9 protein-coding genes and 1 pseudogene are annotated in these 10,097 nt (G+C 72.1%); 5 read left to right on the top strand and 5 right to left on the bottom strand.

Going from position 1 to position 10,097, the window contains the following annotated elements; all coding sequences use genetic code 11:
* Positions 1-5 precede the first annotated feature (5 nt).
* Positions 6-881, top strand: coding sequence for a substrate-binding domain-containing protein (locus AB0J21_RS16115; protein ID WP_363146574.1), 876 nt, complete (start codon positions 6-8; stop codon positions 879-881).
* A 51-nt stretch (positions 882-932) separates the two neighbouring features.
* Here AB0J21_RS16115 and AB0J21_RS16110 read toward each other — a convergent pair whose 3' ends face one another.
* Positions 933-1,610 carry a GntR family transcriptional regulator gene (locus AB0J21_RS16110; RefSeq protein WP_363146573.1) on the bottom strand — a complete coding sequence of 226 codons (678 nt, stop codon included), beginning with the start codon at positions 1,608-1,610 and terminating at the stop codon, positions 933-935.
* A gap of 278 nt (positions 1,611-1,888) precedes the next feature.
* On the opposite strand from AB0J21_RS16110, the gene AB0J21_RS16105 reads away from it, so the two are divergent.
* Complete coding sequence (locus AB0J21_RS16105; RefSeq protein ID WP_363146572.1) at positions 1,889-3,370, top strand: NCS1 family nucleobase:cation symporter-1; 1,482 nt, start codon at positions 1,889-1,891, stop codon at positions 3,368-3,370.
* Between the two features lie 5 nt (positions 3,371-3,375).
* Positions 3,376-4,086: pseudogene (locus AB0J21_RS16100) on the top strand (aspartate/glutamate racemase family protein); the annotation flags it as partial.
* Positions 4,087-4,138: 52 nt separating this feature from the next.
* Here the strand turns inward: AB0J21_RS16100 and AB0J21_RS16095 are convergent.
* Both AB0J21_RS16095 and AB0J21_RS16090 read right to left on the bottom strand, forming a co-directional pair.
* Entirely contained in the window at positions 4,139-4,483 is a 345-nt protein-coding gene (locus AB0J21_RS16095; RefSeq protein WP_363146730.1) for a MerR family transcriptional regulator, read from the bottom strand.
* Complete coding sequence (locus tag AB0J21_RS16090; protein ID WP_363146571.1) at positions 4,480-4,788, bottom strand: hypothetical protein; 309 nt, start codon at positions 4,786-4,788, stop codon at positions 4,480-4,482. The genes AB0J21_RS16095 and AB0J21_RS16090 overlap by 4 nt, the downstream gene beginning before the upstream one ends.
* Before the next feature lie 137 nt (positions 4,789-4,925).
* Between AB0J21_RS16090 and AB0J21_RS16085 the strand changes: the two genes are divergently transcribed.
* A complete protein-coding gene (locus AB0J21_RS16085; RefSeq protein ID WP_363146570.1) occupies positions 4,926-5,402 on the top strand; it encodes a DUF6194 family protein in 477 nt (158 codons plus the stop codon).
* Between the two features lie 16 nt (positions 5,403-5,418).
* On the opposite strand, the gene AB0J21_RS16080 is transcribed toward AB0J21_RS16085, so the two are convergent.
* Positions 5,419-6,144 (bottom strand): exonuclease domain-containing protein, encoded by a 726-nt coding sequence (locus tag AB0J21_RS16080; protein ID WP_363146569.1) that lies wholly within the window; start codon positions 6,142-6,144, stop codon positions 5,419-5,421.
* Between the two features lie 122 nt (positions 6,145-6,266).
* Complete coding sequence (locus AB0J21_RS16075; protein ID WP_363146568.1) at positions 6,267-7,517, bottom strand: SAV2148 family HEPN domain-containing protein; 1,251 nt, start codon at positions 7,515-7,517, stop codon at positions 6,267-6,269.
* 335 nt (positions 7,518-7,852) lie between these two features.
* Between AB0J21_RS16075 and glgX the strand changes: the two genes are divergently transcribed.
* The gene (glgX, locus tag AB0J21_RS16070; RefSeq protein WP_363146567.1) at positions 7,853-9,970 is read left to right on the top strand and encodes a glycogen debranching protein GlgX; all 2,118 of its coding nucleotides are present in this window, start codon (positions 7,853-7,855) and stop codon (positions 9,968-9,970) included.
* Positions 9,971-10,097 lie beyond the last annotated feature (127 nt).

Here is a 10,097-nt window from a genome sequence, read left to right as displayed (position 1 = left end):
GTGCGATGACCGGTGCCCGGGGACCGTGGAACGTCGGTCTCACCGTGGTCCGTGAGGACCAGCGGCTGGGGCCCGAGCCGTTCTACCAGGAGATGATCGCCGGCCTGGAGGGCGTTCTCGGCCCCAGGGACGCCACCCTCCTGCTCCAGATCGTCACCTCCAGGAAGGACGAGGAGGCGACCTGTGCGCGCTGGGCCGGGCGGGGCGCGGTGGACGCCGTCCTGCTCGTGGACCTGGAGACCGACGACGCCCGGGTGGAGCTGGTGCGGCGGCTGGGTCTGCCGGCGGTGGTGGTCGGTGATCCGAGCACGGCCGCCGGGCTCCCGGCGGTGTGGACCGACGACGCCGCCGCGATGCGGCACGCCGTCGGGGTACTCGCCGGCCTCGGGCACACGGTCATCGGCCGGGTGAGCGGTCCCAGCCCGCTCGCCCACAGCCGTATCCGCACCGAGGCGTTCCGGGAGGCCGTCCGCGAGGGCGGCCTGCGGGCCGCGGAGACCGAGGCCGAGTACAGCGAGGAGGCGGGCCGCCTGGCCACCCTGCGCCTCCTGTCGGCCCCGGACCGCCCCACGGCGGTGATCTACGACGACGACCTGATGGCCCTGGGCGGACTGTCGGCCGCCGCCGGGAAGGGACTCGCCGTCCCGGGCGACCTGTCCCTGCTGGCCTGGGACGACTCGGCCCTGTGCCAGCTGTCCTCGCCCTCCCTGAGCGTCATGGGCCACGACGTCCGGGCGATCGGCGAACAGGCGGCGGCCGCGGTACTCGACCTCGTCGAGGGCCGCGCGCGGCCGCTGTACCGCGCCCCGACCGCGACCTTCCTGCGCCGCGAGTCGGTGTCCGCGCCGGGGGCGGCGGGGCTGCCCCAACCGGCGGCCTGAGCGGGGATGTTGGGCGGGCGGGGACTTGGGTCCCCGCCCTTCCTCGTGCGCTCACTCCCCGAAGAGCCGGCGCACGGTCGACCGGTAGTTGGTGCGGACGTGCCCCAATGCGCTCGCGCGGGCCCGCTCGGGGTCGCGGGAGGCGACGGCCTCGGCCAGTTCGCGGTGTTCGAGCAGCAGTTGCGGCCACTCCTCGTTACGCCGGGTCAGCCAGCGCAGCCGCCCGTCCACCGGCCGCATGACCGACACGAGCAGGCCGTTGCCCGCGAGGGCCAGAATCCGGTCGTGGAAAAGGGTGTTGAGGTCGGTGACGGCCTCGGCGTCCGCGGCGCGGGTGGCCAGCGCCGCGCGGTCGAGGATCTCCGTGAGACCGGCCAGACCGGCCTCGTTCGCCCGCTCGGCGGCCAGCCCCGCGGCGTACACCTCCAGGGCCTCCCGCAGTTCGAACAGTTCCCGCACATCGGCGCGGGTCAGTGTGCGCACGACGCTGCGGCGCGGCGTCTCGAAGGTCACGAAGCCCTCGGATACCAGCGCCCGTACCGCCTCGCGCACCGGCACCCGCGACACCCCGTAGCGTTCGGCGAGTTCACGCTCGACCAGGCGGTCGCCCGGTCGCAGGCGGCCACCGATGATGTCCTGTCGCAGCCCGGAGAGCACACGGGCGCGTACGGCGCCGAGCGAGCCGCTCCCGGCGGGGGCCTCGGAGGCGGCGGGGTCGAGGGTCGTCATCCCCCCATCTTCGCCTCGTCCGCCCCGTCCCGTACGCGCGGAGTGTTTTACCCAGCCGTAACGGCGGGGACACCGCCACCCACCTCCGCGAGGGCCACCATGGCAGGCAGTTTTGGTATACCAAAAGGCCGCTCAGGGCAGTCACGGCGGGCAGGACAGCGGACCGGTGGCAGAGGCACCGGTCGCGCGCCCTGCGCCGGTCCGCTCCTCCCGGCCGGGCTCCACCGCACCGGTTCCCCGTCCCCCGGATTCTCCACGTCCCCCGCAGGGAGGCCCCGTTGTCCGTCACCGAACCCGCCCAGGCAGCCGCCACCACCGGCTTCGTCCCCGATCCCCGGCTCACCAACGAGGACCTGGCGCCCGCCACCGAGCGCAAGTGGAAGGTCTTCGACCTCTTCGCCATGTGGATGTCGGACGTCCACAACCTCGGCAACTACACGTTCGCGGCAGGCTTGCTGGTGCTGGGCCTGAACGTCTGGCAGATCTTCAGCTCCCTGCTCGTGGGCTTCGTCCTGATCTTTCTCGGGATGAACCTCTCGGGCCGGATGGGGCAGCGTCACGGAGTCCCCTTCCCGGTGCTGAGCCGCATCAGCTTCGGTGTGTGGGGCGCCAACATCCCGGCGCTGATCCGCGCCGTGATCGCCATCATGTGGTACGGAATCCAGACCTATCTGGCCTCCGTCGCGGTCAACGTCATGCTGCTGGCCGCATGGCCCGGACTGTCCTCGTGGACGGCCCACTCCTTCCTCGGCCTGGACGCGCTCGGCTGGGTCTCCTTCCTTTCCCTGTGGCTGCTCCAGGCCCTTGTCATCAGCCGCGGCATGGAGGCGGTGCGCAGGTTCCAGGACTTCTGCGGACCGGCGATCTGGCTCGTGATGATCGTCCTGGCCGTGTGGATCCTGGCCAAGGCGGGCTGGAGCCTGTCGCTGACCTCGACCCCGCACCCGGTGTCCACGGGCGAGCAGGTACGGCAGTGGTTCGGCGCGATCGGCCTGATCCTGGCGACCTACGGCACGCTCATGCTCAACTTCTGCGACTTCTCCCGCTTCGCCCCCGACCAGCGCACCGTGCGGCGCGGCAACTTCTGGGGGCTGCCCGTCAACTCGACGGCCTTCGTCATCGTGTCGGTCGTGGTCACCGCGGGCAGCATCGAGGTGTTCGGCGAGGCGATCACCGATCCGGCACTGCTGGTCGCGAAGGTCGGCCACACCTGGGTCCTGGTGCTCGGTGCGCTCACTTTCGCCGTCGCCACCATGGGCGTGAACATCGTGGCCAACTTCGTCTCCCCGGCCTACGACCTGGCCAACGTCTGGCCGCAGCGGATCACCTTCCGGGCCGGTGGCCTCATCAGCACGGTCGCCGCGCTCCTGGTCACGCCGTGGAACCTGTACTCCAACCCGGATGTAGTGAACTACTTCCTCGGCGGCCTCGGCGCCTTCCTCGGCCCGCTGTTCGGCGTGATCATGGTCGACTACTACTGGGTCAAACGCGGCCGGATCGACACCGCGAGCCTCTTCGACGCCCGGCCCGGCTCCGCCTACTACTACCGCAAGGGCGTCAACCCGAGGGCGCTGTGGGCCTTCCTGCCCTCGGCCGCCGTCGCCGCCGTGTGCGCGCTCGTCCCAGCCTTCGGCGACGTCGCCCCGTACTCCTGGTTCATCGGCACCTCGGCGGCGGCGCTCCTGTACGCGGCACTGGGCCGCGCCGAACGCGCGAGCGGCCTCTCGCCCGCGCCCGCCCTGCCGTCCGCGGAGGTCTGAGCACCGTGCGCCTGGCCGTCACCAACTGCAACACGACCCGCTCGATGACCGAGGAGATCGTGCGGGGAGCGCGGGCCGCGGCGAGCGCGGGCACCACGGTCACGGGGCTGACCCCGCAGTGGGGACCGGAGTCGGCGGAGGGCTGGCTCGACAGCTACCTCTCCGCAGCCGCCGTCCTCGACACGCTGCGCACCCACGCGTACGGCCCCGGGGCCCCGTACGACGCCGTGGTGCTCGCCGGTTTCGGGGAGCACGGCCGGGAGGGCGCCCGGGAACTGCTGGACGTGCCGGTCGTCGACATCACGGAGGCCGCGGCCCACTTCGCCTGTCTGCTCGGGCGGCGCTACGGGGTGGTCACCACGCTGGAGCGCGCCCGCGGCCAGATCGAGGACAGCCTGCACACGGCCGGGGTCGGCGCGCACTGCGCCGCCGTCGTCGGCACCGGGCTCGGCGTCCTCGACCTCGGCGACGAGGAGCGCACCGCGCGCGCCTTCGTGACGGCCGGGGCCCGCGCGCGGGAGGCGGGCGCCGAGGTCCTGATCCTGGGCTGCGCCGGTATGACGGGCCTTCAGCAGCGGGTCGTCCGGTCGCTCGGCGTGCCGGTGGTCGACGGGGTGGCGGCCGCGGTACGCCTCGCCGAGTCCCTGGTGGCCCTCGGTCTGCGCACGAGCCGGGCCGGGACGTACGCCGCACCCCTGCCCAAACACCGGGCCTGGCCGGCTCCGCCCCCCCTGAGGGGCCCCGGCCGGCGGACCGGCCCGGCGCGGCTCAGGCCCCGTTCGCGGCGGCGAGCACGGCGTTCAGCGCGGTGGCGGCGTCGAGGAGGGCCCGGGAGCGAGCCGCGATGCTCTCCTCCCGGACCGCGAGCACGGTCCGGACGTCGTCCGGTCCCCGCCCGTGGCGCAGGCCGGGCATCAGGGCCCTGAGCTGATCGACGCGGTACCCGGCACGACGCAGTTGCTGAACGATCCGGGCGTCGCGGACCTGGGCCGGCGCGTACCGGCGTGCCGCCCTCGGGGCGACCCGGCCGGGAACAGCCGGCCCCTCCGCGTCCCAGTGCCGCAAGGTGGAGGTTCGTACCCCGAGCGCGGCAGCGAGTTCGGACACGCTCATCGCGTCCGAAGGGCGTATGTCCTCGACCGGCTCGACGGAGATCGCCTCCACGGCCTCCCGGGCGAGCGCGAGGTCCTTGCGTTCCGGTCGAGTCGGGCATGTGCCGCGTCGAGGAGAGCGAGTACCTCCGTAACCGGGCTCTCGTGCACGGCACGGACCATCCGCTTGGCCTCGACCGGGCCCGTGGCGACCGCGAGGGCCCGGTAGGCCAGCGCGGACCACACATGAATCTCCCCGTAGACCCGGTAGCCCGCGGCGGTACGCCCGGCCGGCGGCAGCACACCGTCGCGTTCGAGGTTGCGCACCTGCTGGACGCTAGTGCCGTGGCACGCCGGGCGACCTCGGCGGTGCGTGAGACCGACGACTTGCGAGTGGACACCTCTCACTCCTGTGTTCTGCGGGCCGAAGCCTCCACAAGCACCTTAATGAAACGCTTGAGGACATGACCATCGACGAGATCACTGACTTCGTCCAGAGCCTCGACGGTGTCCTGACCGTCAGGCCGGCCCCCGGCGACGGTTCACCCGAGATCAGCTGGGGGGACACGTTCTTCTTCTACGCCCCCGACGGCGTCGTACCGAAGACGCGGCAACCGTTCGCGACCGTCGTGACGAAGGACTACCCGGGCGACGAGAGCTCGCGGCTGGACCGGCCGGACACGTTCCGCGTCAATGTCGCCGCCCCGGAGGAAGCCTTCGTCAGGTGGGTCGGCGCCGCACCGCGTGAACCGGCCGTCGAGGACGACCCGAGCGCCACCGACACCGTGATGGCCCACCCCGTGTACGCATCCGCCGGCTGGCTCGCGGTGGTCAACCCGGGCCGGCGGACCGCGAAGGCGATCCGCGAACTGATCGCCGAAGCACACGGTGCCGCGCGCTCGCGCCATGGGCGGCGCACCCGGTCGACGAGGAAGCCCTGATTCGCTCTTCGCCGCCTCAGTCCGCCGCCCCGCGCGGCCTCGGGACGACCGGCCAGGCTTGCTCGACGACCGCAGCCGGGTCGGCGGTGCGGCGCAGGTAGGCCTGGAGGGAGGCGGACTGTTCGGCGGCGGCACGGATCTGGAGTTCGTGGAGTTCGGTGAGGGGCAGCGCGCCGACCGGCGTGTGCTTCTCGGCGATCCGGCGGACGACGCGGGCGGCGGCGACCGCGTCGGCCCGCGCGTCGTGGGCGTCGTCGAGCGGGACGCCGTAGTGCGCGCACAGGGCCTGGAGGGCGCGGCGGCCCTTGCGGTACTTGTCGACGTGCTTGTCGATGACGAGGGGGTCGACCACCGGGGCGGGCGCGCCGCCGAGTCGTTCGGCGAGCGGGGCCAGTCCGTGGCGTACGCACTCACGGTCGAGGAGGGACAGGTCGTAGCGGGCGTTCATCACGACGAGCGGGCCGCCCGCGCGCAGGACGCCCGCGACGGTCTCGGCGATCTCCTCGACGGCCTCGGCGGCCGGGGCGCCGTGCGCGTGGGCGTGCGCGGTGGAGACGCCGTGGATCGCCGCTGCCTCCTCGGGTATCGGCACGCCCGGATCGAGCAGCCAGGTGCGTTCGCTCGCGACGGCTCCGTGCGCGTCGATCCCGATGACCGCCGCCGTGACGATGCGGTCGGTCTCGATGTCGGTGCCCGTGGTCTCCAGGTCGAAGCCGGTCAGCAGCTCCTGGTACCAGCCCATGGCGGCCCCCTCGTGTCGTGGTGCGTCCCCCGTGCGGTCCGTCGCCTCGTGGTGAACCACCCTCGCACGCGGCTCTGACAACGGACCGGAGCGGGGGCGCGGAGCCCTGGCCGCGGGCCCGGTCAGGAGACGGGGCGCGCGTCCGCCCAGGTCGCGTCGAACTCCTCGCGGTAGGTCTCGAAGAGTCCGGGGTCCTCCGGCGCCGGCCCCGAGGGGTCGCCCTTGACGAAGCGCCGGCCGCCGCGCAGGACGAGTACCGGGGCCTCCATGCCGCGCGCCCGGCGCAGATAGGGCTGGACGACGGCGACGCCGTTCGCGGTGTCGCCGTCGACGAGGTAGGCGTTGAAGCGGGGCGTCTCGTCGAAGACCTGTATCTCGAAGGCCCCGGGGTCGTGCAGCCGGGCCCGCACGCGGCGCATGTGCAGGATGTTCATCTCGACGGAGCGGCTCAGTTCCCCCCTTTTGAGGCCCAGTTCCCGCTCGCGTCGCTTGACGGAGCTGCTCGCGGGGTTGAGGAAGAGCAGCCGGGTGCGGCAGCCGCCCTCGGCGAGGCGGACGAGGCGGCGCCCGGAGAAGTTCTGCACGAGCAGGTTGAGGCCGATGCCCATGGCGTCGAGCCGCCGGGCCCCGCCGAACAGGTCCTCGGCGGGCAGTTGCCGCAGCAGCCGCACCCGGTCGGAGTGGACCCCGACGACGTCGGCGTACTGGTCGCCCACCAGGTTCTCGACCGCGTCCACCGGCAGCCGCCGCGAGGAGGGGCCCCCGGCGCCGGAGGACAGGATCTCCAGGAGCCGGGCGGAGGCGCGTTCGGCCTGGGCCAGGACGGTCGGGTTCAGGGCCCTGTTGCGGGAGACGACGTTGCGGGCGACCTCCAGCTCGTCGAGGACCAGCTCGACGTCGCGCCGGTCCTCGAAGTAGGGCTCGAAGCAGGGCCAGTGCTGCACCATCAGCTCACGCAGCTGCGGGAGGGTGAGGAAGCTGAGCACGTTGTCGTCGGCGGGGTCGAGGAGGTAGCCCTTGCGGCGGCTGACCTCGCGCACGGCGACGGCCCGCTGCACCCACTCCTGGCCGGCCGGTCCGGCCGCCGCGATCACCCAGTCCTCACCGTGCACGGGGGCGTAGACGGGGCGCAGCACGGCGGCGACGACGGCGCGCAGCCGCTGCTCGACGAGGTTGAGCCAGACGTAGACGCGTCCGGCGCGCTGGGCGCGGGTGCGGACCTCGCGCCAGTCCTCGGGCCCCCACTCCAGCTCGGGCCCGATCTGGGTGCCCGCGTCCATGGGCCGCGCGAGCGACACCGCTCCCGCCGGGGTGTCCCCGGAGCCTCCCTCGCCGCCCCCGTCACCAGGTGGCAGCTCCAGCCCTCCCGACACCCGCGCACCGCCCCTTCCTCCGGCCCCTCGCGGGCCTGTCGTCCCCTGTTCAACGATCAAGGAAGGGTACTCCGGACAGCCGCCGTGCGCAGCCGGATGACCGAGGGGCCGTCCGGACCTCGCGCCCGGTGAACGACGAGTGGGCCCTTACCCACGGAAGGTCCGCACCGCTCACCGGATGGCCGTATTCCGCTTATTCGGCGGACGGAAGCTGCGTACGTAGGTGTGGTACCGGAGGGAGCGGGACAGAAGTCCTACGCGGTAGCCCCAATTTCGGGGAGACTCAGGCCGAAGTGGCCCCTTGTCCTCGGGCCGGAACTGGAAGAGTCGAGTCCATGCAGCTCTGGCCTGGTGAGGCATATCCCCTCGGCGCCACGTACGACGGCGCCGGTACGAACTTCGCGGTCTTCTCGGAGGCCGCCGACCGAATCGAACTGTGCCTGCTGCACGACGACGGCTCGGAGACCGCGGTCGAACTGCGGGAGTCCGACGCCTTCGTGCGGCACGCCTACCTGCCCGGGGTGATGCCCGGTCAGCGCTACGGCTTCCGGGTGCACGGGCCGTACGCCCCCGACCGGGGGCAGCGCTGCAATTCGGCCAAACTCCTGCTCGACCCGTACGCCAAGGCGGTCAGCGGGCAGATCGACTGGGGCGAGGCGGTGTACGGATACCACTTCGGCTCGCCCGACAAGCGCAACGACATGGACTCCGCCCCGCACACGATGGCCTCGGTCGTCGTGAACCCGTACTTCGACTGGGGCGACGACCGGCCCCCGCGTACCGACTACCACCGCACGGTGCTGTACGAGGCGCACGTCAAGGGCCTGACGATGACGCATCCCGCGCTCCCCGACGAGCTGCGCGGGACGTACGCGGCGCTCGCCCATCCGGCGATCATCGGGCATCTGACGGAGCTGGGGGTGACGGCGCTGGAACTGATGCCGGTGCACCAGTTCGTCAACGACCACCGGCTGGTGGACTCGGGTCTGTCGAACTACTGGGGTTACAACACGATCGGCTTCTTCGCCCCGCACAACGCGTACGCCTCCTGGGGCGACCGGGGGCAGCAGGTGCTGGAGTTCAAGTCGGCGGTGCGGGCCCTGCACGAGGCGGGGATCGAGGTGATCCTCGACGTGGTCTACAACCACACGGCCGAGGGCAATCACCTGGGCCCGACGCTGTCCTTCCGGGGCCTGGACAACACCTCGTACTACCGGCTGACGGACGATCCCAAGTACTACATGGACACGACCGGCACCGGGAACTCGCTGCTCATGCGGTCCCCGCACGTCCTCCAGATGATCATGGACTCGCTGCGGTACTGGGTCGTGGACATGCACGTGGACGGTTTCCGCTTCGACCTCGCGGCGACGCTGGCGCGGCAGTTCCACGAGGTGGACCGGCTGTCGTCCTTCTTCGACCTCGTGCAGCAGGACCCGGTGGTCAGCCAGGTCAAGCTGATCGCGGAGCCCTGGGACGTGGGCGAGGGCGGCTACCAGGTGGGGAACTTCCCGCCGATGTGGACCGAGTGGAACGGCAAGTACCGGGACACGGTGCGCGACCTGTGGCGCGGGGAACAGCGCACCATCGCGGAGTTCGCGGGCCGGCTGACCGGTTCCTCGGACCTCTACCAGGACGACGGGCGCCGTCCGCTGGCCTCGATCAACTTCGTGACCTGCCACGACGGCTTCACGATGCACGATCTCGTGTCGTACAACGACAAGCACAACACGGCCAACGGCGAGGACAACCGGGACGGCGAGAGCCACAACCGGTCCTGGAACTGCGGGGCCGAGGGCGAGACGGACGACGAGTCCGTCCTGGAGCTGCGGGCCCGGCAGATGCGCAACCTCATGGCGACGCTCATGCTGTCGCAGGGGGTGCCGATGATCAGCCACGGCGACGAGTTCGCGCGCACCCAGAGAGGCAACAACAACGCGTACTGCCAGGACAACGAGCTGTCCTGGGTGCGCTGGCCGGAGCCGGGCGAGGAGGAGTCGACGCAGGCGGCCTTCACCCGGGCCATGGTGTGGCTGCGCCGCGACCACCCGGTGTTCCGGCGCCGCCGCTTCTTCCACGGCCGGCCCGTCGAGGGCACCCACGACGAGCTGTCGGACATCGCGTGGTTCACGCCCGAGGGCAGCGAGATGGCCCAGCAGGACTGGGACGGGGCGCAGGCCAGCGCGATGACCGTGTTCCTCAACGGCAACGCGATCTCGGAGCCGGGGCCGCGCGGGGAGCGCATCCAGGACGACTCGTTCCTGCTGATGTTCAACGCCTCCCCGCAGACCCTGGAGTTCCTCGTCCCGGTCAACCACGGCAAGCAGTGGCAGGTCGTCGTGGACACGGCGTGCCCGGACGCGGTCCCGCCGGGTACCGGGCGCAAGGTGGCGGCGGGCGAGCGGATCACTCTGACGGACCGCAGCCTCACCGTGCTCCAGCGCCCCGCCTGAACCGCCGGACCGTCCGGTCCCCCGTCCGGTCCCCCGCCGGACGGGGCGTACGCGGGCCCGGACGGCGCCCCTCGCGCCGCGCCGTCCGCGCGCGGCGACGACCAGCTGTGACCCGAAGGCCCGAAAG

Origin of the sequence: Streptomyces sp. NPDC049954 (genome assembly GCF_040656295.1) — a bacterium.
GTDB lineage: Bacteria > Actinomycetota > Actinomycetes > Streptomycetales > Streptomycetaceae > Streptomyces.
This window is presented reverse-complemented; position numbering and strand designations above follow the sequence as displayed.